This window comes from Amycolatopsis sp. lyj-90, from assembly GCF_046549035.1.
Taxonomy (GTDB): Bacteria; Actinomycetota; Actinomycetes; order Mycobacteriales; family Pseudonocardiaceae; genus Amycolatopsis.
In genome coordinates this window covers 285,484-310,479 of the sequence record NZ_JAJPWP010000005.1, presented here as the reverse complement: position 1 = coordinate 310,479, position 24,996 = coordinate 285,484, and the positions used below count along the sequence as shown (strand labels likewise).

At 70.6% G+C, this 24,996-nt stretch carries 14 protein-coding genes; 5 read left to right on the top strand and 9 right to left on the bottom strand.

What is annotated here, in order from left to right; translation table 11 throughout:
* Nucleotides 1–59 precede the first annotated feature (59 nt).
* Together ACLJPX_RS20740 and ACLJPX_RS20735 are read right to left on the bottom strand one after the other, a co-directional pair.
* Entirely contained in the window at nucleotides 60–2,219 is a 2,160-nt protein-coding gene (locus tag ACLJPX_RS20740) for a DUF6049 family protein (RefSeq protein ID WP_410601544.1), read from the bottom strand.
* A complete protein-coding gene (locus ACLJPX_RS20735) occupies nucleotides 2,216–2,737 on the bottom strand; it encodes an NUDIX hydrolase (RefSeq protein ID WP_101611562.1) in 522 nt (173 codons plus the stop codon). The genes ACLJPX_RS20740 and ACLJPX_RS20735 overlap by 4 nt, the downstream gene beginning before the upstream one ends.
* 160 nt (nucleotides 2,738–2,897) lie before the next feature.
* Between ACLJPX_RS20735 and ACLJPX_RS20730 the strand changes: the two genes are divergently transcribed.
* The 5 genes from ACLJPX_RS20730 (at nucleotide 2,898) to ACLJPX_RS20710 (ending at nucleotide 8,395) form a co-directional block, all read left to right on the top strand.
* Nucleotides 2,898–4,319, top strand: a complete 1,422-nt coding sequence (locus ACLJPX_RS20730; protein WP_410601543.1) for a CCA tRNA nucleotidyltransferase — start codon at nucleotides 2,898–2,900, stop codon at nucleotides 4,317–4,319.
* An 11-nt stretch (nucleotides 4,320–4,330) separates the two neighbouring features.
* Nucleotides 4,331–5,134 carry a DUF4241 domain-containing protein gene (locus ACLJPX_RS20725; protein ID WP_410601542.1) on the top strand — a complete coding sequence of 268 codons (804 nt, stop codon included), beginning with the start codon at nucleotides 4,331–4,333 and terminating at the stop codon, nucleotides 5,132–5,134.
* Nucleotides 5,135–5,213: 79 nt separating this feature from the next.
* Nucleotides 5,214–6,521 carry an ATP-binding protein gene (locus tag ACLJPX_RS20720; protein ID WP_410601541.1) on the top strand — a complete coding sequence of 436 codons (1,308 nt, stop codon included), beginning with the start codon at nucleotides 5,214–5,216 and terminating at the stop codon, nucleotides 6,519–6,521.
* A 16-nt stretch (nucleotides 6,522–6,537) separates the two neighbouring features.
* Nucleotides 6,538–7,389, top strand: a complete 852-nt coding sequence (locus ACLJPX_RS20715) for a class I SAM-dependent methyltransferase (RefSeq protein WP_410601540.1) — start codon at nucleotides 6,538–6,540, stop codon at nucleotides 7,387–7,389.
* Between the two features lie 19 nt (nucleotides 7,390–7,408).
* A complete protein-coding gene (locus ACLJPX_RS20710) occupies nucleotides 7,409–8,395 on the top strand; it encodes an LLM class flavin-dependent oxidoreductase (RefSeq protein ID WP_410601539.1) in 987 nt (328 codons plus the stop codon).
* Between the two features lie 24 nt (nucleotides 8,396–8,419).
* Here ACLJPX_RS20710 and ACLJPX_RS20705 read toward each other — a convergent pair whose 3' ends face one another.
* From ACLJPX_RS20705 to ACLJPX_RS20675, 7 genes are read right to left on the bottom strand one after another with little or no spacing between them, the layout of a single operon-like run.
* On the bottom strand, nucleotides 8,420–10,348 hold the full coding sequence (locus tag ACLJPX_RS20705; RefSeq protein ID WP_410601538.1) for a TNT domain-containing protein: 1,929 nt from the start codon (nucleotides 10,346–10,348) through the stop codon (nucleotides 8,420–8,422).
* Between the two features lie 40 nt (nucleotides 10,349–10,388).
* Complete coding sequence (locus ACLJPX_RS20700; protein WP_410601537.1) at nucleotides 10,389–11,477, bottom strand: ADP-ribosylglycohydrolase family protein; 1,089 nt, start codon at nucleotides 11,475–11,477, stop codon at nucleotides 10,389–10,391.
* Nucleotides 11,478–11,481: 4 nt separating this feature from the next.
* Nucleotides 11,482–13,503, bottom strand: coding sequence for a YrhB domain-containing protein (locus ACLJPX_RS20695; protein WP_410601536.1), 2,022 nt, complete (start codon nucleotides 13,501–13,503; stop codon nucleotides 11,482–11,484).
* A 24-nt stretch (nucleotides 13,504–13,527) separates the two neighbouring features.
* Complete coding sequence (locus tag ACLJPX_RS20690; protein ID WP_410601535.1) at nucleotides 13,528–15,774, bottom strand: ADP-ribosylglycohydrolase family protein; 2,247 nt, start codon at nucleotides 15,772–15,774, stop codon at nucleotides 13,528–13,530.
* Nucleotides 15,775–17,244, bottom strand: a complete 1,470-nt coding sequence (locus tag ACLJPX_RS20685) for a TNT domain-containing protein (protein WP_101611554.1) — start codon at nucleotides 17,242–17,244, stop codon at nucleotides 15,775–15,777.
* A 5-nt stretch (nucleotides 17,245–17,249) separates the two neighbouring features.
* Nucleotides 17,250–17,705 carry a hypothetical protein gene (locus ACLJPX_RS20680; protein WP_410601534.1) on the bottom strand — a complete coding sequence of 152 codons (456 nt, stop codon included), beginning with the start codon at nucleotides 17,703–17,705 and terminating at the stop codon, nucleotides 17,250–17,252.
* Nucleotides 17,702–24,994, bottom strand: a complete 7,293-nt coding sequence (locus ACLJPX_RS20675) for a toxin glutamine deamidase domain-containing protein (protein WP_410601916.1) — start codon at nucleotides 24,992–24,994, stop codon at nucleotides 17,702–17,704. The genes ACLJPX_RS20680 and ACLJPX_RS20675 overlap by 4 nt, the downstream gene beginning before the upstream one ends.
* Nucleotides 24,995–24,996 lie beyond the last annotated feature (2 nt).

Sequence of the window (24,996 nt, the reverse complement as noted above, 5' to 3'; positions counted from 1 at the left end):
ACTACGTGATGCCCGGCGGCATCGTTCGACCCAGGGTAATCGGCAACGGCCGGAAACACTTAAACCTGTGCGTCCTCGGTCACACGAGGGGCGGTTTCGTTCGCCCGATCGGCGCGGGAGTCCTTGATCCTCCGGTAGATCCGGCGGGACGAGAGCAGCAGCAGCGCGCCGGCCGCGGTGACGGTGATGATGATGGTGATCGCGCCGTACTCCGTGGAGGTCAGCTCGAACCGCGCGTCGGTGCCGAGTTTGGTCCCGTCGGGCGTGGTCAGGGACACGTCGACGCTGAACCGGCCCGCTCGCAGCGCCTCGACCGGGAGAAGCTGGTTGATGGCGCCGTTGGCCGGGACGGTCCGCTCCGGGACGGCCGCGGTGGATCGCAGGCCCAAATTGTTCTTGAGCACGATGCGTACGTTGACGCCGACCGGGAGGCCGTTGGTGACGTAGGCGGGCAACGGCGACGCGCCGGAAGCCAGCGCGATGGTCTGCTTCGGCCGCTCCACGGTCACTTGGCTGCGGATCGCCTCGAGGTCGCCGCGGGCGTTGCCGGTGGCGGTCCCGGCGTCCGCGCCGCGCCACGAGGTCGACGCGGCCCGGATGATGGCGAGCCGGACGGGGGCGATCACGTCGGCCGGATTCACCCGTTTCGTTGAATCCATCGTCATCGACGACGACAGGCCCAGGGTCTCGTTGTCGATCTGCGACATCCTCGCGGTGACGTCGCCGCTGGTCGCGGCCGAAACGTCCTGCGGGTCGTAGTTGACCGAGGCCGTCCCGGCCGGGCTTTCGCCGAGCAGGTCGGGCAGCGGTGCCGACTTGGCGAGGCCTGTCGCGTAGAAGTCGCCCATCCGCTCCAGGAACGTGGTGAGCTCGGTGCCGGACGCGTCCCAGTGCCGCGGCGGCGCGATCAGCAGCCGTGAGCGCTCCTGCCCCGCGGCCTGCCCGCCGAGCCCGGCGCGGAAGGCGATCGCGCCGAGGCCGTTCTGGGTGCCCCCCGGGCCGTTCAGCGCGGACGTGATCAGCGCGTCGATCGGCTGCGCGCGGAGATCCGTCCCTTCGATCGCGACCCCACTCGAAAGAGGGGAGTCGGACTGGAGCTTGCCGGAGTCGGTCAGCACGGTCTTGACGCCCGCCTTGCCGATCGCCTCGACGGTCTGTGAGTCAAGGGCGCCGCCCGGCCAGAGCACGCCGTCCTGCGGCTGGATGCCGAGGAGGTTCTTGATCGTCGCCGCGCCGCCGACCGCACTGGCCAGGAGCGCGGTGTCGGTGGCGTCGCCCGCCCGGACCTTCGTCAGCGCGGTGAGGTCGGCGTCGGCGAACGGGAGGGTGACCACGCACCGGCCCGCGACCAGGGCTTTCAGCTGGCCGAGCCAGTTCTTCGCGGCGTCGACGCCCCTGCCGGGAGCGGGAGCGCCGCCGTTGGCGACCTGGTAGCCGCGGGTCATCCCGTCCACGGTCGCGACCAGGTCGGGATCGATGGCCAGGCACAACGACGACGAGACCTTCGTGTCGGCCTCCGCCGCCCGTGCCGCCGCGACCAGCGAGTCCAGCCGTCCCCCGGCGCCCAGCTCGCCGGCCAGCCGCTCGTCGGCCAGGGTCAGCGGGCCGCCGAGCGGGGACGAGACGACGTGGACGGTGCTGTTCGCGATCGGCCACAGCAGGCTCGCCGACGGCACCGAGGGCGCTGTCGGCGGACGCGACGAGGGCGCTTTGCCGGGGACACCGAGCACCGGCATCAGCAGGCTGACCGCCGCGAGCCGTTCCGCGCCGCCGAACTCCGGGGTGCCGTTGACGTTGACCAGCAGCGGGTACACGCCGGGCTTCGCGAACTGCAGCTTCGAGGACTGGCCGAGCGGGATGTTCAGGTTCAGCGTCGCGCTCTGACCCGCTTCCAGGCTGTCCGGTTCGAGGTCGACGAACTCGGTCGCGGACTGGTCCTTGAACTTCCCGCCGGCGAGCACGTCGCCGATCTGCTGCTCGCTCTGCAGCCGGGTGCCCTGCTGCAGCCGGACGCTGAGCTTGCGGATCGGCCGGTCGCCGATGTTGGTGACCCGGCCGGTGACGATGAGCGACGTCGAGTTCGTGCCGATCACGCGGGGGTTCAGCTGGTCGAGGTCCACGCGCAGCCGGGGCTGCTCCTGCGCCTGCGCGACCGCGCCGAACAACGCGGGCAGGGCCAGGAACAGGATCGACAGGACAGTGGCGGCAAGCCGCTTCACTCAGGTGCTCCCTCGGCGGTGTGCTGTTGCGCGAAGAGTTCTTTGGCCTTCCGGACCAGCTTGCGCTCGTCGGAGTAGGCGAGGGTGGTCTCCAGGTCGGCGAGCGGCACCCAGGCGACCTCGGTCACCTCGACATCCTCGTCCGAAAGTTCGCCGCCGGTGGATTCCAGGATGAAATGGTGCACCGTCTTGTGCACCCGTCGTCGCTCGGCCACGAACCAGTAGTCGATGGTGCCGAGGGGCTCGAGGACCCGCGCGGAGATTCCGGTCTCTTCCTTCACCTCGCGCACCGCGGTCTGCTCCACCGTTTCACCGTCCTCGATGTGGCCCTTCGGCAGCGACCACAGCAGTCTGCCGTGCCTGTCGAGCCGCCCGATCAGCGCGGCGTTGGCCCGCTCGACGTCGACGACGAGGCCGCCGGCCGAGGTTTCGTCGACCGTGGTCAGCCGCCTTCCCCGCCTGCGCCTCCGCCGGCGGCCCGGCTTCGAAGCGCCGGAGCGGCCGGCTGATCCAGACATGCTGCGATGCTAGAGCAAACGGCGGTACGGGTACGCTGGCTCTCCGTGCCCGTGTTGGGCCGGGTCGTAGTAAGTGTCTCGGTAAGTACATCCAAATCGTGGTGGGATTGTCGTGAACAAGGTGGTCGCCGGGCAGGCGATTGCGGGGAAGAGCACTGCGATGCAGAACGCTGTGACGGAGCTGATGCGCATCTCCCCGCTGGCGGACGAGCTCGCGAAGCTCTTCGCGAAGGCGGGTTACAAGCTGTACCTCGTCGGCGGGAGCGTCCGCGACATGATGCTCGACAGGCTGTCGAGCGACCTCGACTTCACCACCGACGCGCGGCCGGACCAGGTGCTCAAGATCGTCGGCGCCTGGGGCGACGCGGTGTGGGACGTCGGTATCGCGTTCGGCACGGTCGGCGTGACCAAACAGGGCATGACCCTGGAGATCACCACGTTCCGCGCGGACAACTACGACCGCGTCGGCCGCAATCCCGAGGTCACCTTCGGCGACAGCATCGACGGCGATCTGCTCCGCCGTGACTTCACGGTCAACGCGATGGCGATCGACCTGGCGAACCAGACCTTCGTCGACCCGTACGACGGGCTCCAGGCGTTGCGGGACCGGGTGCTCGACACGCCCGCGACCCCGCAGGAGTCCTTCGCCGACGACCCGCTGCGCATGCTGCGGGCCGCGCGGTTCTCCGCGCAGCTCGGCTTCACCGCGGCGCCGCGGGTCATCGACGCGATGACGTCGATGGCCGAGGAGATCGACCGGATCACGGCCGAGCGCGTCCAGGCCGAGCTGTCGAAACTGCTGCTGGCGGACGACCCCCGGCCGGGGATCGAGCTGCTGGTCGACACCCGCCTCGCCGACCGCGTGGTGCCCGAGGTGCCCGGGATGCGGCTGGCGATCGACGAGCACCACCAGCACAAGGACGTCTACCAGCACTCGCTGACCGTGCTCGCGCAGGCGATCGACCTGGAGAAAACGCACGAACCGACGTCCGAGCCGGATCTGATCCTGCGGCTCGCGGCGCTCCTGCACGACGTCGGCAAGCCCGCGACGCGCGAGTTCCAGCCCGGCGGCGGCGTGAGCTTCCACCATCACGAGGTCGTCGGCGCGAAGATGGCGCGCAAGCGTTTGCGGGCCCTGAAGTTCTCGAAGGAGATCGTCCAGGACGTCAGCCAGCTCGTGTTCCTGCACCTGCGGTTCCACGGGTACGGCAAGGGCGAGTGGACCGATTCGGCGGTGCGGCGCTACGTCACCGACGCCGGTGACCTGCTGCCCCGGCTGCACAAGCTGGTGCGCGCGGACTGCACCACGCGCAACCGGAAGAAGGCGGCCGCGCTGCAGGCGACGTACGACGACCTCGAGCGGCGGATCGAGACGATCCAGGCGCAGGAGGACCTCGACCGGGTCCGGCCGGACCTCAACGGCGAGGAGATCATGCGGATCCTCGACCTCAAGCCGGGGCCGGACGTCGGCAAGGCGTGGAAGCACCTGAAGGAACTGCGGCTCGACCGCGGTCCGCTGGAGCACGACGACGCCGTCGCCGAATTGAAGAAGTGGGCCGCCGAGAACGGTGTCGGCGGCTAGCGTCTTCACCCATGGGGGTCAGAGCGAAGCTTGCCATCGGCCTGGTGGTGCTGGCGCTGGTCGCGACCTGCGCGGGTATCGCGGTGTTCTCCGCCCGTCCGGTCGCCGCGCCGGTGCCGAAGGACGTCTCTTGCGATCCGAAGCCTGTCCAGGCTGTCGTCTTCGCGCAGCCGGCCGAACCCGCCCCGCCACTGCGCCGCGACGGATTCGACGAGCTGTTCCGGACCGGCCGTGAGGTCCTGGCGGGCAAGGAACCCGCGGTCGTGGAGGTCGTCGAACTCGGCGCCCTCGACCTGCCCAGCGGCCGGGTGCTCGGCGGCGACCCGACCACCATCAACGACCTCACCGAGCCGCCGGTGCCCTTCGTGGTCCGGGTGCCGCCGGGGGCGTACCCGGTTTCCGTGGCGAAGGTCCGGATCGCGGGTCCCACCGAGCACCTGCGGGTCGCGGCGGCCCGGCTGACGATCCGGCCGGAGCCGGTCACCCGCTGGGAGCTCGCGCTGGTCAAGGGCGAGGATCCGGCGGAACTGGGGCCGAACGAGTTCTACGGATACGGCGTCGACGCCGGGCTCGGCGCGTTCGTCGACGCGGACGCGGTCCCGGCGCTGTGCCGTCTCGTCGGAGAGGATCTGGAAGGTCCGCTGATCAAGGCGCTCGACGGTCCGGAGGCGGCACTCGTCCGCGATCCGGTCAGCGGGTTGAACGTCTCCGCGTTCGGCTCCGGCTGGGGAGACGGCAGCTATCCGACCTGGATCGGCTACACGGCGAAGGGCGATGTCGCCCGGTTCGTCACGGATTTCCACGTCATCAGCTGAGATAAACACCGTTGGTCTCTGGATCCACATGGAGTAAACGGCGATACTCCTGCCGGTGCTCCTGGTAGGGGGAAAATCCATGGCGAAGCGGCCGCCCAGTTTTCTGGTGACGTTGCTGCGTCGCGGCGCGCCCGCGCTGGCCACGGCGACGAGTGAGCTGTCCGACGAGGTCGGCGACCCGACGCCGATCCGCGCGCTCCGGCGCATCCAGCAGATGTCGGGTCCCGTCGACCCGGCGCATCGCGACAACCTCCTGCTCCGGGCCGCCCGCTACGTCGCGCTCGTGCCGCTGGTCTACCGGCTCTTCGCGGTTCCCGGCGCGTTCGGCGTCTACGTCTCCGCGCACGGCATGACCGGGATCGGCCCGGTCGGGCTGGTGACGCTGGGGTCGGTCGCGCTGAGCCTGTACGGGATCCGCTGGATGCTGCGCTCGGCGCCGTTCCAGCCGCACCACGCGGCCCGGCTGCTGGCCGTCGACCTCGTGTTCACGCTGCTCGCGCCGCTGGCCATCGGCGCGCTCGTGCCGGGTTCGGTGTTCACCGAGGCGATGGCGGTGCCCGGCAAACACCTGCTCGGCGAGGTCGCCTTGCTGGCACTGGCGCTGGGCATGCCCGCCGCCGCGGCGCTGGCCATCGTCAGCTTCCCGATCCGGATGCTCGCGTCCCTGTTCGCCACCGGCCACGGCGCCCCCGGCGACGCGCTGGCCACCTTCCCGTCGATCCTCGGCGTGCTCTTCACCGCGACCGGCGCGCTCGTCCTGATCGGGCTCGGCACGCGGCTCGCCCTCGCGTACGGCATCCGCAACGGACGGCTCGCCGAACGCGCCCGTCAGCACCGGGTGCTGCACGACTCCGTGCTGCAGACCCTCGAAGCGATCGCGCTGGCCAACAAGGAAGACCCGGCCGAGCGGCTCGCCGAGGTGCAGCGGCTCGCGCGGGCGCAGTCGATGGAGCTGCGGCAGACGATCGAGACCGAGGCTTCGGAACGGTCTGAGGCAGGCTCCAGGCCACTGGGCGAGAAACTGGCGTCGCTGGCGGCGGAGATGGCGCGGGACGGGCTGCGCGCCCAGCTCGTGATCGCCGAACTCGACGACGACACCCTCTCGGAGGTCCGGCAGATCGCCATCCGCGACGCCGTCCGCGAGTCCCTGCGCAACACCCTCAAGCACGCGGGGACGGACAAGGTCGTCGTGCGCGTCGAAGAGCAGGAAGGCGGCGTCGCGGTGATCACCCGCGATCACGGTGCCGGGTTCAGTCTCGACTCCCGGCCCGCCGGTTTCGGGATCAGCGAGTCCATCACCGCCCGGCTGAACGAGGTCGGCGGGACCGCCAGGGTGGAGTCCGCCCCGGGCAATGGCACCAGAGTCACCCTCTGGGTGCCGTTCTGACGGTAAACAGGAGAACATGAAGAAAACGGACGTCCTGGCCAAAGCGCTCACCGCGTACCGCGACGGTGACCGGGCCAAGGCAGCTGACCTCGCCGAGCGGGCCGGATCCACGCTCGGCATCGAACTGCACCGGTACCTGACCGAAGGCGGCGGCGGAGGTGTCTACGACCAGCCCGCCGCGTTCACCGCGTTCATCCGCGGCGGCGGGAACGTCAAGCTCTACCGCCAACTCAGCGCGATGCTCGCCAAGCGCTACGGAAGCGTCGGCTCACTGCTCGACCTCGGCTGTGGCGACGGGCTCGCCGTCATCCCCGCCCTCGAACAGGCGGACCGGCAGCCGGGCCGGATCGACCTCGTCGAGCCGTCGGGCGCGCTGCTCGCCGAAACGCGCAAGCATCTCGACGGCACCCACGGCCTGCACACCTGGGACGACACCGCGCAGGAGTTCCTCGCCCGCGACGACGACAGGCAGTGGCAGCTGACGCAGTCGACCTTCGCGCTCCAGTCGATCCCGACCGCCGAGCGCACCGAGGTCCTGCGGGCGCTCCGGCCCCGCACCGCCTGCCTGGTGCTCGCCGAGTTCGACGTGCCCGAGTACGACGAAGACTCCGACGAGTACCTGCTTTCGCTGGTCACGCGCTACGAACGCGGGATCTCGGAGTACGGCAAGGACGCGTCGCTGGTGGCGCAGGGGTTCCTGCTGCCGATCCTGCTGGGCCTGGTCAAACCGGGGGCCGACCGGACGAACTGGGAGCAGCCCGCCACCGATTGGGCTTCTCAGCTCAAGGAAGCGGGCTTCACCGGCATCCGGATCGAGCCGCTGGCCGACTACTGGTGGTCTCCCGCGGTGCTCATCACCGCGTCCTGAGTTTGGCTACGTTGGGGGCATGGGGATCTTGCTTTCCGCGCTCGAACTCGCCGTCGTCGAAGAGGGCCGCGCGGCCACCGAAGTACTCGCGTCGACGGCCGCCGTCGCCGGGAAACTGGAGGAACTGGGGTATCACCGGGTCTGGATCGCGGAGCATCACGGTTCGCCCGCCATCGCGACGTCCTCGCCGCCGGTGCTGGCCGCGCATCTGGCGGCGGTGACGTCGGCCATCCGGATCGGGTCCGGCGGGGTGATGGCGCCGAACCACGCCCCGCTCGCGATCGCCGAGCAGTTCGCGACGCTTTCCGCGCTGCACCCCGGCCGGATCGACCTCGGCGTCGGGCGTGGTCCCGGCACCTTCGACGAGAAGATCATCCGCGCGCTGCGGCGGGGCGCGGATCCGGCGACGGACGACGAGTACCGCGCCGACGTCGCCGAGCTGCTGCGGCACCTGGCCGGGGAGACCGGGATCCGGGTGCTGCCCGGCGAGGTGCCGACGCCGGAACCGTGGCTGCTGTGTTCGAGCGCGGCCGGTGCCGGGCTCGCCGCCGAGCTCGGCCTGCCGATCGCGGTCGCGCACCACATCCGCCCGCAGAACACGGCCGAGGTGCTGCAGGCCTACCGGGAGAACTTCAAGCCGTCCCAGTGGCGCGAGAAGCCGTACGTGATCCTCTGCGTCGAGACCATCTGCGCGGACACGGACGCCGAAGCGGCGTACCTCGCCGGTCCGTGCGCGGTGATCAAGTCGTACCTGCTCAGGGGTGAAGGTGGTGATCTCGCCTTCCCGACCTTGCGGCAGGCGGCGGCCCACGAGTTCGCGCCGGAGTCGACGGAGCTGATCGCGCAGTTCACCGCCGTGCAGGCGCACGGCGGGCCGGAGAAGGCGGTGAGTTCGCTGAAGAACCTCGCCGAGGCCACCGGTGCCGACGAGCTGATGCTGACGACACCGGTGTACGACCCGGGTGCGCGGGCGAGGTCCTACGAACTCGTCGCCAAGGCGTTCTAGGACCGCATCCAGAGGACTAAACGGTCACTGGACCCGCGAAAGCGCACCCGTTTCGAGGTGCTGGGCGATCGGCCGGGGCAGCACGTAGGCCACGGCCCCGCCCGGCGTCCCGTTCCACGGCGCGGTGATCCCGGTGACCACGCGCAGCGGCCGCAGGACGCGGTACAGGCGGTGTTCCCGTTCGCGGTCCGCGGCCAGCGACGTCTCGACGAACCGCGCCGGTTCGGCGTGCACGAGGTTGCCGGTCTCGTTCCCGAACCGCTGCACGGTGGTGCCCGCCGGCAGCACGACGATCCGCTTGCGCCGGAAGAAGTTCAGCGGCGGCTCGCCCCGCAACGGCAGGATCGGCCAGTCGGCCGGGTTGTCGGCCTCCTCGCTCGCGCCCACGGTGGCCCGTGCCGGATACAGCAGCAGGGTGCCGAGGAAGAACCGCGCCGCCTCTTCGAGCTTGGCGAACGCCACCGGCTCGTCCGTCGGCGGACGCGAGACCTCCCAGCCGTTCTCGGCGCGGCGCAGGGTCCAGAGCCCCGGTTCCGGGACCGCGTTGGCGCCGATCCGGTAGGACGTCGGCGCGACCCCGTGCTCGGCCAGCCGCTGGTACAGGACGTCCAGCACCTCGACGGCGCGGATGTCGCGGCCAGGCTCGCCGTCACGTTCGACGCGGGTGCGGACGCTTTCGTCCGGCAGATCCGCTTCGGTCTGCGGCGGCCGCGGTTTGCCGACGATCTCCGCCTCGGCGGTCGCCCGCACCAGCTCGCCGACCAGCGGCGGCCGGAACCCGGCGGCCCGGATGTGCTCGACCAGCTCCGGCTCCGGCGGCACCCCGTACTTGCGCAGGTAGTGCGGGACGGCCGCGGGCCAGATCCAGACGCCGTCGGTGTGGAACGCGTTCGGCACGTCCGGCGGGCCGTTCGGGGTGAAGATGTCGGGCTGCGGACCCGGCCGGGACAGCGCCACCGGCGAGCGGAAGAGGTAGTCCAGTACACCGCGGACCTGGTCCGGCGGCACCGGCGGCCGGTTGACGACCGGGCGTTCGCCCTCGTTGTGCGCGTCGGCGACCTTCGCGTGCCGGAACACCACGTCCAGCGGCAGCCCGGCCTTGGCCGCGAGCCAGGCCGGGACGTGCTTGTGGTCGCGCGGGAAGATCGCGAGCTCGGTCGCGTACGCGCGGGGCGTCGGCTTCCCGCCCTCGTTCGGCACGAGCCGCCAGGTCGGTTCCTGTTCGGCGTCGAAGTCGAAGTCGAAATGCGATTCCGAGTCCAGTGTGAAGGTGCCCTGGAACCAGGTGCCGGTCTCGGGGGTGTGCATCGCCGCGCGCAGCCGCGCGAACAGCGTGCCGAGCTCCGGCGGCGCCGCGATCGACACCGAAACCGGGCCGTTGCCCTCGTCGCCGACCGAACGGACCTCGAGTTCGGCGTAGTCCCCGACCTGCCGGAACTGGGCGCCGACGCGCTGCCAGCCCGGCGGCAGCACCCGCAGCAGGGTCCGGCCGATGGCGCGCAGCAGCGGGGGCTGATCGCCCGTGCCGATCTCCGGCCGGGCTTCCGGCGTCTCGACGAAGTCGTGCCTGGTCTGCCACAACGCCGTCAGCCGTGACGGCGCGGCCGTGGTCGAGAAGTCCGTCAGGCCCAGTTCGGCCGCGCGGGCCGCGTCCTCGCCCGCCCAGCGCAGGGTCAGATCGCCGCCGCCGGTGTGCGGTGCGATCTGGAAGTGCTCGTCGTCGAACCGGCCGTGCGTCTGCAGGCTGAAGGTCGCGCCGACCTCGCCGTTCAGCACCACCCGGGCGGCACGGCCGTCCCACTCACGATCGAAGCCCTCGGGCGCCGCTTCTCCCGGCGGCGCGATGAGCAGCAGCGTGCCGTCTTCGGTCGACCGCTGGGCCGCGAAGACGGTTTCCCCCCAGACGGCGTACAGGCCGTCCGGCCGCTCCGCCGCTTGAACCCGGTAACGCACGATGTGTCCCCTCCCCAAGTTCCCCAAACCGGAGGTAAATCTAGTGGGCCGGATAGCGGGCGTACCACCGGTCGTCACCCGGCGCGTTCCCGCCGAACTCCGCGAGCGCGTCGTCCGCCAGCGCACCGATCACCCCGGACAGTTCCAGCTTCGAGACCCAATCCGTGTCGAGTTCTTCCTCTCCGTACATCGCGCCGACGAGGTTCCCGCAGATCGATCCGGTCGAGTCGCTGTCCCCGCTGTGGTTCACGGACGCGAGCAGCGCGGTGTTCGGATCCGTGGTGGTCAGGGCGACGTAGACCGACATCGAGAGCGCGGTTTCGCCGATGTTCCCCTGTCCGAGCGTCTCGAGCTTCTCCGGCGTCGGGGCTCCCTTCTCGGCCAGGGCGAGCGCCTCGTCCAGCGCGACGCTCTGCTCCTCGTGCCCCGGGTACTTCTCCAGTTCGGCACGGGCGATCGCGACGGCGTCGAGCAGCGGTTTCCCGAGCAGCAGTTCGTGCACGATCACCGCGAAAGCCCCCGACGAGAGATACCCGCTCGGGTGACCGTGGGTCAGCGCCGCGCACTCGGCGCCGAGCCGGAACACCTCGGCGAGATCGTCCGACCACAGCGCGATGGGCGCCACGCGCATGACCCCGCCGCAGCCCTTCGAGTTGTTCACCGGCTTGTCCATGCCGGCGCGCACGCCCGTCTTGCCGTACGCCTCCAGCTCGCTGAAGCAGGTGAGACCGGGCGCGCGACGGCTGAACAGTTCGCGGTTGGTGATCAGCCAGCCGTCCGGTTCCGTGCTCGTGTTCTCCGGGCCGCGCGCCCGTTCCCACGAGACGCCCTGGGTGTGCAGCCAGCGCTGGTAGGCCAGCTGGAGCGACTGCTCGACCGGAACCGTGCCGTGGTGGGCTCTGATCAGGCCCTCGACGGTGAACAGCGTCATCTGGGTGTCGTCGGTGATCCGCCCGAGCCCGCCGTACGCGGGGATGAGGCCGGTGATCCCGTCGGGTCCGGCGATCTCCCGGATGCGGTCGATCGAGTCGAACTCGGTCTTCGCGCCGAGCGCGTCGCCGAGAGCCCCGGCGAAGAGGCTGCCGCGCAGCCGCGAACGGGTCGCCGGATCGTGAAGCCACTCGCGCATTGGTCTACTGATCTCCTCGTGGGTACCGCTTCGCGTCCCAGCGGCGCCGCTCTTCGGGCTCGCGGGGCAGGCCGAACCGGTTGAAGTAGTAATAAGCGTCGCCCGCCAGGCCGTCGACGACGCCGAGTTCGCCGAAAGCGGCGAGCCACGACTCCGGCAGACCGGGCACGGTGAGCCTGGCACCCACCATCGCCCCGGTCAGCGCCGCGGTCACCGAGCCGCCGCGAGCGGCCAGCGCCAGTGCCGCCTCGGGGTCGTGGCCCCGTTTGGCGGCGGCGAACAACGCCCTGCCCAGCACCGAAAGCGGCGTCCGGCCGTCCCCGATGCTGTCGAACTGTTCGACGTCTTCGCCGTCGATGTCGTTCCTGAGGTCGAGCACGGTCTTGACCAGGTCGCCGACCTCGCCGTTGTACTCGTCGAAGCCTTCGAGGAAGTTCGCCACCGCGGGCTGGCCGTTCCGGGCCGCCAACTGGGCGCGGAACAGGTTCACCAGCAGGTCGGCGCCGTGGACGACCTCGTGACCCGCGGCGGAACCGACCAGCTCGCGGACCACCTTCATCGCGTAGACGGCGTTGTCGGCGGGACCTTCCACGCCACCGGTCACCGTCGCGGCGAGCGCTGTCGCCAGCATCGTCGAGAACTCGGCGGGAGCCGGGCCCGCGCCTTCGGTGGCCTTGGCGACCCAGCCGTCCGGCCGTCCGCCCGCGGGCAGCGACGCCGGGATCTCGGCCTTGTCCGGGGTCGGATCCAGACCGCGGATCACCGATTCGGTGTGGAACAGCAGTTGCCGGGTCAGCCCGCCGAGCGGCAACCCGTCCGCCGGGTCCGCGCCGGAGCCGAGCGCGTCTCCGAGCGCGAAGCCGACGTAAGCGCCGAGAAGCCGCGGGTACGCGAAGCTGCCGACAGGGATCGTCGGGTTGTAGAACTTCCCGAACGTCCAGGCGGCCGGGCGCGGTGCGCCGTCGTCGTAGAAGTGCGTGACCAGGCCGTTGGCGAACAGGTCTTCGGGCAGTTCCGGCAGCGGACGGCCGTCGTGCTTCGCCCGGGAGCGCTCGAACGACAGCGTCGCGGCACGGACGTAGCGGGTGAGCTCGTCGGCGCTCAGGGGGTAGCCGTTGTCCCTGGCCTGGTCGACGAGGCTGCGCAGGTTCGCGACGGCGGCGCCGTCGTACTCCCCGCTGAAGTAGGCGGGGCGGCCGACGGACTCGGGGCGCTCGGTGCCCTTCGGGAGTTCGAGGTCGGCGACCTGCCGCAGCGTCTCCGGGTAGACGTTGAAGGTCTCGGGCCTGCCCGGGTTGACCAGGAGGCCGACCCCGGGGGTGTCCTTGGCGCGTCGCAGGAGCACACGGGGCTGGATCCGCTGCCACATCGTGTACTCCGACGGGATCTGCGCCTCGGAGGTGTAGACGACGAACCTCGCGCCCGCGTCACCGAAGTCGCGGACCTGCAGGTGGCCGTCCTTCGCCGGGGCGAGCACGTCGAGATCGAGCATCCAGTGGACGAACTCTTCCGGCGTGATCCATTCGACGCGGAGGTAGCCGAGAAGCGTCTCGACCTCGCTCTCCGGCTTCGGCCGCCCGGAGAACCGCGGCCCCGGCCGGTGGTCCGGATTCGCGCGGACGGCGCCGGTCGGCTCGCCGTACAGCGTGTGCTGGTCCCAGCGCAGGATCGCGGCCTTCGGGACGGGCAGCCCGGGCACCACGGCCGGATCGAACTCGGGATCGACGACCTCGGCCCAGCGGGTGAACGCGTCGTCGTCGCCACCGCCGCCCGCCGCCGAAACCGCCATCAGCTCCAGGTCGAGCCGGATTTCCCCGCCGTCGTCCGGCACGAAGGCGACCGGGCTGGGGAACAGCCCGGCGCCGGGGTCGGTCCCGTCGAGCCAGCCGACGGAGTTGTAGGTGACGTTCCAGCCGTCGGTCGCGCGCACGACGTACTCGCGGCGGACCCGCAGCGCGCCGGTCCCCTCCCCACCTCGGCCCGTCAGCCACTCCTCGACGCGGCTGACGGCTTCCTCTTCGTTCATCGTCCCCATTCCAGAATCACCAGCTCACCAGCGCGGATACCGCTGGGCCCAGCCATCGACCTCGTGCAGCGCCGAGTGGCGGTCGAAGTGCCAGAACGCGTCCGTGGCGATGTTCTCCACCAGGTACCGCAGTTCCAGCTGCTCGACCCACTTCTGCGGCAGACCGGGAATGCCGGTGCGGGCGCCGAGCAGCGCACCGGCGATCGCCCCGGTGATGGCGCTGCGGCCCGAGTGGTTGACCGCCCGCAGCAGCGCCTGCTCCGGGTAGTTCTCGAAACCGGACAGCGCCGCGAACGCGCGGCCCAGCACCGAAAGCGTGCCCTTGCCGTCGCCGATCAGTTCCGGGACGCGCAGATCGGGCAGGCCGTGCTTGCCGAAGAACGGCACCGATTCCGCGACCATCGCCTTGAGATCCGCCCAGACCGGCCCCCGCTGGTGCGGGTTCTGCTCGGTGAAGATCTCGCGGGAGGTGTTCCAGATCGGGTAGCTGAACGCCTCCGAGGTCAGCGCGGGTTCGAACAGCCAGGTCAGGTAGGTCGCCGCCTCGACGTCGATCTCCCCGGGATGGGTGACCGAGACGAGGTCGCGCACCGCCTGGCGGACCCCGCCGCTCATCGCGGTGCCGGGTCCGGCCGCGGTCATCGCCGCCGGCAGCGCCGCGACCAGCGCGTCCGGCCCGCTCAGCGGCATCGCTGTCGGCGAGATGGTCGCCAGCGCGTGGTACGCGTTCAGTTCGGCGTCGTCGGGGGTGCGGCGGACGCGGAGCTCCGGCACCTTCACCAGCCAGCCGTCGGCGTTGTCCAGCGGTGCGCCCTGGGTGTGCAGCCAGCGCATCAGCGAGTTGCGGGCGACCGTCCCGAGCGCCTGTTCCGCGCTGCGGTTCTCCGGCTGCTCGCGATGCGGGCTGCGGATCACCGCCTCGGTGTAGAACAGCAGCCGCTGGGTGAGCGGCCCGATCCGGCCGGGCAGGTCGAACGCGACCGGCAGGTCGGTGACCCCGTCCGGGCCGTAGGTGCCGTGGATCTCGTCGAGCCGCATCCGGTCGACGGCCGCCCCGAGCGCCTCGCCGAGCGCGAAGCCCACGAAGGCGCCCGTGACGCGCTGCCAGCCATAGCGCGAGCTGGAGCGGTCTCGCTCGAAGTACTTGCCGAAGGTGTCCAGGCGCGGCTGGATCTGCCCTTCGTTGTCGTAGCTCGGGGCCAGCCCGTTCGCCCGCAGGTCGTTCGGACGGCCGCGCGGCGGTTCGGGCCGCTTGAGCGCCGCCAGCCACGACTGGCCGAGGACGGTCTTCTGGCATTCCTCGACGGTCAGTTCGAAGCCGCGGCGGCGGGCCCGTTCGGCGGCGGGCAGCGGCGGCTTCACCGGTTCGGGCAGGCCCATCTTCGCGGCGGTTTCGGCGGCGAGGGTCTCCAGCTCCGGATCCGCTTCCGGGCAGCGTTCGTTGACGTCGACCGGGGTGTCCCGGCGCGGGAACTTGGCCGCGGTCCCGGCGAGTTCGGCGCCGCTGACGTCCTCGAACGTCGCGGGGCCGCCGTTGATCACGAGGTTCGGCGGGCTCTCGTACCCGGCCAGCGTGGCGATGTCGACCTTCCAGTACCCGTGCTCGCGGGACGGGAGGTTCCTGGACGAGCTGAACACCCTCAGCTCGGCGCGTTCCTCGTTGAAGTAGAAGCGTTCCGTCTTGCCCGACGCCAGGTCCAGCGGGACATAGACCTCGCAGCGCAGCAGTCCGATGAGCAGCTGTTCCCTGGTCAGCCAGCCGACGCTGGCGAACGACAGCAGCGTTTCGAGCTTGTTCTCCGGCTTCGGGTAACCGCGGCGGACCGGACCGGCCTTGTACTCGGGGTTCTCCCGTTCCTGCCCGGTTTGCACGCCGTCCGCGTTGACCTGGACCCAGCCCGCGACGACCGCGGGCGGGACCCCGAGGTCACCGAGCCCGGCCTTCGCGTACTCGGGGTCGACGACCTCGCGCCACGCCTCCTGACCGGGGAACGCGACCGGGACGCTGAGCCCGCCGGGCTGCGGATGCGCCTGGCGCAGTTCGCCGTCCGGCTCGCGGACGATCACCGACGGCGGCGGGAAGATCTCCTTCTCGGCATGACCCTCGTCGAGGAAGGCGATCGTGTTGTAGGGGACCGACCAGCCCTCGGGGATGCGCAGGACCTTTTCGTGGTGCACGCGCAGGCCAGCGCCGCCCGGTGCGGACACGTCCGGACCGTGGACCGCGCGCAGCCACTCTTCGACCTTGGCTACCGCTTCCGCCGATTCCACCTACTCGATCCTCTCCAGGCTGCCGTCGGACACGTGCTCGGCGATGGTCCTCGGGAGCACGTAGGCCACCGCCCCACCAGGCATGTTCGCCCAAGGGACGGTGACTCCGGTGATCACGTGGAGCGGGCGGCGCAGCCGATAGGTCCCACCGGCGCGTTCCCGTTCCAGCGGCAGGGACGTCGTGGCGAACCGTACCCCTCCGTGATGAACCAGATTGCCGGTTTCCTCGCCGAACCGCAGTACGACCGTACCGGCGACCATCCGGCTGACGCGCTTGTTGCGGAGCAAGGTGAGGGGAGGCTCACCCGCCGCCGCCTGCACCGGCCAGTCGGCGAGTTCCTTCGCGGTCTCCAACGGTGTTTCGTGTCCGGCCGTCATCCTCGCCGGATGCAGCAGGACGGCGCCGAGGAGCTGATGCGCCGCGTCTTCGAGCTTGTCGAAGTACTTCGGCGACACCGGGACGCCGCCCGAGTACGCGGCGACCTCCCAGCCCTTCTCGGTGAAGTTGAGGCACCAGGCGCCGTCGGCGCGGTCGCCGATGCGGTACGCCTCGGGCCAGACGGCGTGCTCGCCGAGCCTGCTGACCAGCACGACCAGGAGCTCTTCGTCGGCCAGCGACGGATTCGGCGACGTCTCCAGCTCCGCGGCGATGTCGCCCTCGGTCTTCTTGACGTCGGAGCGGCCCGGTTTCGGCCTCGGCTTGCCGAGCAGGTCCGCCTCCGCCGTCCGCCGTACGAGGTGCTCGACGTACGGCGGCTGGAACCGCTGGCCCCGGATGTGCGCGACCAGCTCCGGCTCCGGCGGGATCCCGTATTTCCGCAGGTAGTGCGGCACGGACGCGTGCCAGATCCAGGTGCCGTCGGTGTGGTAGCTCTCCGGGACGTCGCCGTCGGCGTCCGGCTCGAAGATGTCCTTCCCGAGACCGCTGCCCGAAAGGATCGCCGGTTCGCGCTCGAGATACTGCGCGACCAGCGGCGCTTCGGACTCGTCCAGCTCCGGTCTGTCCACCACCGGCGGCTTGCCCTCGGTGTAGGCGTCGACGATCCGGGCATGCCGGAACTCGACGCGCAACGGCAGCTGCGCGCGCAGCCGCCACCAGTCCGGGACGTGCTCGTCCTCGCGTGGGAACGTGGCCAGCTCGTCCGGGTACGCCGAAGACGCCGGTGCCTTGGTCCACGCCGGTTCGTCGTCGAGGGTGAAGTCGAAGTCGAAGGTGCCGTCGGGTTTGAGCGTGAACCTCGACTGCAACCAGGTCCCCCGGCCGGTGTCGTACATCCCGGCGCGAAGGCGGCCGAAGAGCTCGTTCAGCTCGGGCGCGGGCGTGAGGTTGTGGCCCTCGATCTCGGTGTGCTCTCCGGCCTGCCGGAAATCGGCGGCCGCGGCGTGGGCGGGGTCGGTGATCCCCGCCAGGATGAGCCTGCCGATCTGGATCAGCAGCCCGCGCTGTTGTTCCGAAGTGAGCTGTTCCACGTGAATCATTCCGCCGGAGGTTCGTACTTCGGGAAGCGCGGTTCCGCCCGGAACGACGGCGGCTCACCGGCGGCGCGGCGCGCCAGCTCGTCCTCCCACAGCTTGAAGGTGCGCTTGCGGAGCGACTGGATCAAGGCGACTTCCTGTGGCTGCATCTCGCGCTCTTCCCGCTTGGCCTGCGCGTACAGACCATCGATGGTCTCGTAGAGCGCGAAGGCCGCCCCCTCGCCTTTCAGGTAGCGCGCGCGGGCGAACTCGGTCTCCTGCACGAACTTCTGCTCGCTCACCTTGCTGATGTCCGAACTCGCCATCGCGCGAAGGACCTCGCGGACGTGACTCGGATCCTCCTCGAACTCGCCGGTGCGCAGGTTGAGGAGATACCCGGTGAGGCCGCCGTCCGGCGTCGCCTCGACCCGGTAGGTCTGCGCGTAGTAGGTGAAGTAGGCCGGTGTCTCGATCACGCGCTCTCCTCCGGGGGCTTCGGCAGCCCCAGCCGCAGGCCTTCCATGAACTTCACCCGCACCTGGTTGATCAACGCGGCTTCCAGCTGTGCCTGTTCCCTGGTCAGCCTGCCTTCGCTCGCCTCGTCCGCCGCCCGGTTGTAGGTCGGGAAGTCCCGGCGGACCTCGTACAGCGCGTGCTCGAACACGGCGACGTCGTCGATGCTCTCCAGGTGCAGCCGCAGTTCGGCGACGTGCCCGTTCGGCAGCCGGACGTTCATCTGCAGGTCGCGGTAGCCGCTCGCCTGCGGATTCGCGAACCGGTCCTCGAATTTGACGATCTTGAGATCCGGATGCGCCATGACCGCGTTCAACGCGTTGTAGGCGTCGGCGACCGTCTTGAACTGGATCTTCGCGCCGACCAGATCGACCAGCCGGGAGGCGTCGCCCCCGTACTTGGCGATCTTGGCCATCGCCCGGCCTTCCTTCTTCGGTTCGGTCCGCGCGCCCGCCGTGCCGTCGTTGTCCCCGGCGATCTCGGCGACGATCCGGTTGAGCCTCCCCTGGTTTTCGGGCCACGCGGCCGCTTCCCGCCGCAGGAACTCCCTGATCCGGGGTTCGTCGCCCACATGCTCGTCCGGGAAACCGGCGTGGACCCGCTCGCTCGGATCGACGCCGGCGGCCACGTCGGCCGCCGCTTGTGCGAGCTCCCGCTGTTCCGGAGTCAGCGGAGTCTCGCCAGGGCCTGCCTGCTCCACGTCGTCGATCAGCCGATAGTCGCTCGAATGCGCTTCGCGGATCGCGTCTTCGAGCATCGGGATCGCTTCCGGATGCTGGAGAAGGCTGCCGATGGTGACCGGGTTGTGCAGGAGCGACTCGGCGAGGTACGCGTTCGCGGGGTCCTGCAGCAGGTGCATGAGCTCGGGATGCCGGGGCAGCTGCTCGGCGATGAAGTCCCGCATCGGGCCGAGGTCGTGGGTGACGCCGTCCTCGTCGACGTGCTTGGCCCGGTCCTTTTCCGGATCCAGCCGGTCCAGCGCGGTCGAGATCTCGGGGTCGTTCAGGAATCGCTCGACCTCGGCGCGGACCGCCGGGTCCACGTCGCCCGTGTTCTCGTGCGCCATGCCGTAGCCGCCGTCGCGCGGCGGCGTCACGATCGGGCGGCCGTCCGGGCCGATCCGCGACGGCTGCACGTCAGGCGTGTCTTCCCTGGCGAACGCGATGCGCGGGTCCACCGGCTGATCCGGTCGCGCGAACGCGATCCGCGGGTCGACGGGCCGCGCCGAAGCGGTGTCGGTCCGCGTGGTGTGGCCGTCGGTGTGGTGCGCGGCCGGGCCCTCCGGGACGCCGACGTGCATCAGCCGCACGCCCAGCGGCGGATGCGGCAGGTTCATCAGCGCACCGGACTGCGGATCGATGAACGCGACGCCGTCACGGGTGTTCGCCACCATGGCGACGTGGCCCCGCTCGACGCCGTTCTCGTCGAGGTACTTCACCGCCACGACCGCGTGGTGATCGGTCGGCATGTCCCGCATCTCGCGGATGACCGTGTCGTAGTCGGCCCGGTCCGAGAACTGGCCGCCGAAGCGCTGTTCGACGTGCTCCAGCGTGCCGCGGCCGTCCATCTCGTGCACGAGCAGCGGATCGGCCGTCGAGTCGATGCCGTTCAACCGGTCCATGTACGCGCCCGGGGTCCGGGTGCAGTTGGACCGGTAGCCATTCGCCAGCGCGTCGGGGTCGTTGAAGTGCGGGTTGACCTCGCCGAGCCTCGGGTGCCGGTCCGCGAGGTAGGCGGCCTGCTGCTCGGGGCTCGCCGTACCGGCGTGGATCGCCGGTTCGCTCGGCGGGTTCGTCGCGACCGCCATCGACGAGTAGTCCCGCTCCGGGGCGGGAAGCTCGGCGGTCTGGTCGCCGTCGGAGTGGTCCTGAGCGGGCTGTTCGCCGTACTCGGGTCCCTTGTCCGCGTCCGCGACCCCGTGCTCCGCAGGGTTTTCCGTGGTGAGGTGCGGGGTCTGCGGTTCGTCGAAGCCGCCGAGGCGCGCCATCGAGCGTTCTTGGGCGAGGCGCGCGAGTTCGGGCGCCTCCGCGGCGTGCCGGGCCCTCCGCTCGTCCATCTTCTGCTTGGCGGTGTCGGGGTCGAGATAGCGCGGGTCTCCGGGAGTGACCTCTTCGGCGTGGATGACCCACTTCGGCCGGTCGACCAGCGGCGGAGTCTTGAACTCCTTGCTGTGCACGTAAAGCTGGGTCGCCGGCTTGTTGATGGACTCGTTCTCGCCCGCGTTCTCGGCGAGCGACGAGACGTCCTTGCCCGTCTTCGAGACGATGTGGATCTCGACGTCTTCGCCGAACTTCGACTTCGTGTCGGGCGACGTCTTGATGGTGGCGCTGGTCATCGTCGGCTCGGGGACGGTCTGACCGGGTTCGTAGTGCGCGGCCATGATCGCGGCGGCCCGCTGGTCGCCCTTGGTGTCGATACCGCGGATGGCTTCGCCGTGGAAGTCCGGCAGCTCGTTGAGCGCGCCGACGATCGCCCGGGTGCTCCGCTGGGCGTTCTCGAAGTCGGGGTGCGACTCACCCCGGCGGTTCGCCTCGTTGATCGTGTACGCGTGTTCGCGCGAGTACGAGTAGATCGCTTCCGCGGCCTCGGGCGAGACGCGGTCCTTCAGGGGGCTGGCTTCGAGCCGCTTGAGCGCCTTTTCGCGGGCCTGCTCGGCGAGGTCGGTGCTGTCGTAGCGGTCACGGAGGCTCTGGTGATCCTCCGGCGTACCGCGGAAGTCGTCGTCGCCGAGGTAGCTCTCGTCGAGTCGTGACGGCGTCTCTTCAGGACCCCGGAGCCGCTCGCTGATGTCGAGTTCGGTCTTGGGCGCCTGCTCCTGGACGGGCGTTTCGGTGTCGCCGGTCTTGTCGGGCTCGTCAGTCTCGTCGGTCTTGTCGGTGTCGTCGGTCTTGTCGGTGGGCGTCTCGGTGTGCGTCGTCTCCGGTGCTTCCGGCGTGTGCGCGTGCGGAGCGTCGCCGCCGCCCATCGGCATCGCCTTGATCGACGTCGGATCGTCGGGCAGCGTCGCGAGCCGCCCGGTCATCGGGTCGGCGAAGACCACGCCGTGCGGCGTGTTCACCGCGGCGACGATCCGCGTCTCGACCCGGTCCATGGATCGCGGCGAGCCCGCCGGCGCGTTCGGATCGGCCGCGGCGTGATGCTCGAACGCCACCGCGGTCCGCGCGCCGACCGGGCGTTCGCCCAGCTCACGGGCGATGTCGCCGAAGCCGTTCCGATCCGACCACTGGCCGCCGAGCCGGTCGCTGACGTGCTGTAGCGGCGATCCGCCGGTCGACGGCCCGGCGACCGCGTCGCCACCGTCCATCCGGTTCTCGAACGCGACCAGCGCCTCGGCCGAGTTGGTCTGGAAGCCGTCCTTCCACGACTCGGGCGCGTAGTAGTTGCGCGTGTTGGCCTCGCCGATCGCGGGAAGCTCGTCCATGACCAGCCGGACCTGCTGATGCGGCGTCTCGGTCGAACCGGCGTGGATGACCGGCGTCCCGCCCTCGTCGAGCGGCTTCGCCAGCTCGGACCAGCCGCCGTCGGGAACGTGTTCCCTCGGCTTGGGAACGTCGCGGACCGGGGCGTCGGCGGCGTCGATCCAGCCGCCCTTGCCGTCGGAGATCTTGGTGTCGAGACTGGCGAAACCCTTGTTCTGGAACAGTTCCGGGTGATCGCGACGCAGCTGCCGGTCGCGGTCGGCCTCTTCCTGAGCCAGCCGTTCCTGCTCGGCGTTGTTGAACTCGCGCCGCTCGGCGACCTTCTGCTGGACCTGGTCCGGGGTCAGGTGGCCGTCGTCCCCGGCGACGACCTCTTCGCATTCGACGATCCACTTCGGCTGGTTGCCCGCCGTGCCGTCCGCGACCCGCGCCGCGTATTCGGGGTGCTCGGGATGCCCCGGCCCCGGTTTGACGTCGGTGACGCGCAGCTGTGTCGCCGACTTCATCAGCACTTCGCGCTCGTCCTTGATCGACGCGAGGTCCTCGATGTGGCGTCCGGTCTTCGACTGGATGCGCATCTCGACTTCGCCGGGGAACGTGCTGCGCGGATGTTCGGGCGTGACCCGTGACGTGCTCAGCATCTGCGGGTCGACGATGACGTTCCCCGCGGCGTGCGCCGCGAGGAAGCCCTGGATCGCGCTTTCGTTGCCGTGGAAGTTCACCCGCCGCGAGACGACACCCTCGTACGCGGGCATCTCGTTGAGGCCGGAGGTGATCGCCTCGATGTGCGGCCTGAGCGCGTCGAGCTCCGGACCACCGTGCCGCTGGGCGTGCGTGATCCGCTCGGCCATGTCGGTCCGCGTGTAGCTGTGCACCGCGTACGCGCCCTGATCCGACATGTTCTTGACGCGTGGGTCTTCGTGCGCCTGACGCTTGTCGAGTGCTTCACGACGGACCTGCTCGGCCCGCGACTCCCCGGTCTCGGCGTCGAAACCACGCTTGTCGATCTGCGTTTCGGCGAGCGCGCGGTACGCCGCCGGGTCGTCCGTGTGGAATTTCGGATCCGTCAGGTACGGCTCGTCGATCGTGGAACTGATGTCGTCCGAAGTCTTGTCGTCGGGCGTGACGTCCTGGGGCGCCTCGGTCTCGTGCGGAGTCTCGGTGTCCTTGGGCAGGTCGGCGTCGTCGTCGAGTTTCCCCTGGTACGACTGGGTCGCGGGTTCCTTCGGCGGTACGGGTGCCTGCTCCGCCGGGCGGACGGGCTCGGCCTGCTGCGGCGGGCGCTGCTGCTGCGGACCCGGGTTCGCGTCCTGACCGGGGCGCGGCGCCGGGACCTGCGGCGGACGTGGCGGCTGCTGGCCACCGAACCGCGGCGGTTCGGCGCCGGGCGGCATCGGGCGGCCGGGCTGCGGACCGGGGTGCCGGGGCTGTCCGGGGTGCTGGCCAGGGTGATGCCCGGGCGGGGGCGGCGGCACGGGACCGCGATTGCCCTGGAACGGGCCGTTGCCCGGATGCTGGGGCCGCGGCGGGGGCGGCGGGTGGCCCGCCGGGCCGCGGTTGCCCGGAGGCGGACCGGGCGGAGGCGTCTGCGGCCGCGGCGGAACCCCGCCGGGGCCCGGCCTGCCCTGATAGGCCTGCGGGCCCTGCGGCGGCCGAGGGCCTTGGGGCGGCGGCGGTTGCTGAGGACGCTGCTGCGGATATCCGCCTTGACCCGGGTGCTGGGGAGGCGGCGGCCCGGTGGGACGCGGTCCCATCGGACCCTGCTGCCCACGAGGCGGCATGGGTCCCTGACCACCACCGGGAGGCGGTGGAGGCGGAAAACCGCCCGGTGGCGGTTGCTGCTGCATCGGCTGGCCCTGGAAGGGCATCTGGGCGGGCGGCTGGTCAAAGCGCGGCTGCTGCGGTCCGCCGTTGCCGGACAGACCGGCGGCCTGGACGCTGTCGTTCGGCCGGGGAGGCCGGGACGAATCGTGCCCGCCCGGCGGGAAACCGCCCGGTGCGGGCCCGTTGCCCGGCGGGTTGCCACCGGGGGCCATGCCGTGGCCGCCCGGGCTCGAACCCTGGTTCGGCGCCATGCCGTACCCGCCGGAAGACGACCCACCGGTCGAGCCCGAGGAGGCGGCCGGTGGCATCCCGCTGGACTGCGAGGGGCTCGGCGCCGGTCCCTGCGAGGGACTGGGAGCCGGGCTCGACGCCGGAGTTTGTGCCGGACTCGCCGCCGATGTCTGGGCGGGTGTCTGCGCGGGTGTCTGGGACGCGGCCGCCGGTGTCTGCGCCGGACTCGCCGCCGGTGTTTGTGCTGGTGCTTGTGCCGCCGCCGCGGGTGCCTGCTGCTGGTTCGCCGCCGCGGCCTGCTGTTGCTGACCGGAACCGGCGCCGTTGTCCGCGGCCGGTGCGTTCTGGTGGGGCTGCGCCGCGCGCTGACCATCGCCGGTGTTCGCCGGGGCGTCCGCCGGACGTTCCGGAGCCTGCGTCGACGACTGGCTGACCCGGTCGCTGTCCGGCGCCCGCTGCGGGCCGTTCTCCGAACTCGGTGTGTGCTGCTGTGAGGCCTGCTGCGGCGCCTGGTTCCCGCCGTCCGCCCGCGACGGGGCCTGCGACCCGGACGACCCGGACGAAGGCTCGGACGAACTCCGCGACGAAGAATCGCCACTAGACGAAGAATCGCCACTAGAGGAAGAGTCGCCACTAGAGGACGAATCGCGGCTCGAAGACGAGTCACCGTCCGAAGTGGACCGCGACGAGGAGTCGCCATTAGAGGACGAATCGCGGCTCGACGAACTGTCCGGAGAGCGCGAAGGCGTCCCGGAGTCCCCGGAATCCACATCCGGCGTCGTCGGACCGTCGACGTCCGGCGTGGCATCGGGCGTGTTCGCGGTGCGGATGTCGCCGATCTGGCTCTTCGCCCCGTCGACACCACCGCCGACGGCCCCGCCGGAGGCGCCCATCAGGACGTCCTTGGCCGAAAGCTTGTCCAGGTCACCGGTGACGGCGGCCTGCCCGACCGTGCTGGCGACCCCTTCGGCCGCGCCGCGCACGGCACCCCGCGCCGCGCTGTCGACGATCTGGCCGCCCACGCTGTCGGAAAGTCCCTTGGTGGCGCCCTTGCCGATACTGCTGCTGCCCGCGCCGACGACGCCGTCGACGGCACCGCTGATCGCGGAATCCTTGGTCTTGCTCAAGTCCCAGCTGTCGCGGTCGCCCTTGGCCATCTGCAGGCCCTGGATGCCCGCGTCCATGGCGAGGTTCATCGCCGTGTTCTGCAGGACCTCTTTGCCGATCTTCTTCAGGCCCTCTTTGAGAAGCTTCTCGAGGAGTTCCTTCGCGACCTTCTTGAAGCCTTCCTGCGCGAGCTTCTGCATCAGCTGGCGGAAGATCATCTGGACGGTCATGCGGGTGGCGATCTGCGCCGGCGCGATCCCGGCCGTCGAGCCACCGAACGTCACCGCGGCGGCCGCGATCATCGCGACGATCTGCGCGGCGAGGATCACCAGCGAGATGATGATCATGTACTTCGTGTACTCGACGTCCAGCGCGGTCGCGTTGCACGAGTCGCCGAGAGCCTTCGAGGAATCGGCGAGCGACTTGAAGTACGCCTCGTCGCCCTCGATGAACTTCTTCCAGGCCTCGGCGAACTTCTCCGCGCCCTCGCCGGTCCAGCCGCCGAGGACCTCGGTGGCGCCCTTGGTCGCGGTGTCGGCGATCGGCTGGACGGCCTTCGAAGCGTTGTGCCAGGCATCGCGCAGTTCGCGGAGCTTGTCCTCGTCGCCTTCGGGCCAGCTTTCCCCGACGACGATCGGCAAGAGCCACTTGACCGCGTCGGGCATCTCCATAC

Excerpts from the sequence above, each read along its gene's own strand:
- ACLJPX_RS20710 (WP_410601539.1), top strand. The coding sequence starts at position 7,409 with ATGGGGATCTTGCTTTCCGCGCTCGAACTCGCCGTCGTCGAAGAGGGC.
- ACLJPX_RS20720 (WP_410601541.1), top strand. The coding sequence starts at position 5,214 with ATGGCGAAGCGGCCGCCCAGTTTTCTGGTGACGTTGCTGCGTCGCGGC.
- ACLJPX_RS20715 (WP_410601540.1), top strand. The coding sequence starts at position 6,538 with ATGAAGAAAACGGACGTCCTGGCCAAAGCGCTCACCGCGTACCGCGAC.
- ACLJPX_RS20700 (WP_410601537.1), bottom strand. The coding sequence starts at position 11,477 with ATGCGCGAGTGGCTTCACGATCCGGCGACCCGTTCGCGGCTGCGCGGC.
- ACLJPX_RS20735 (WP_101611562.1), bottom strand. The coding sequence starts at position 2,737 with ATGTCTGGATCAGCCGGCCGCTCCGGCGCTTCGAAGCCGGGCCGCCGG.
- ACLJPX_RS20675 (WP_410601916.1), bottom strand. The coding sequence starts at position 24,994 with ATGGAGATGCCCGACGCGGTCAAGTGGCTCTTGCCGATCGTCGTCGGG.
- ACLJPX_RS20730 (WP_410601543.1), top strand. The coding sequence starts at position 2,898 with ATGCAGAACGCTGTGACGGAGCTGATGCGCATCTCCCCGCTGGCGGAC.
- ACLJPX_RS20725 (WP_410601542.1), top strand. The coding sequence starts at position 4,331 with ATGGGGGTCAGAGCGAAGCTTGCCATCGGCCTGGTGGTGCTGGCGCTG.
- ACLJPX_RS20695 (WP_410601536.1), bottom strand. The coding sequence starts at position 13,503 with ATGAACGAAGAGGAAGCCGTCAGCCGCGTCGAGGAGTGGCTGACGGGC.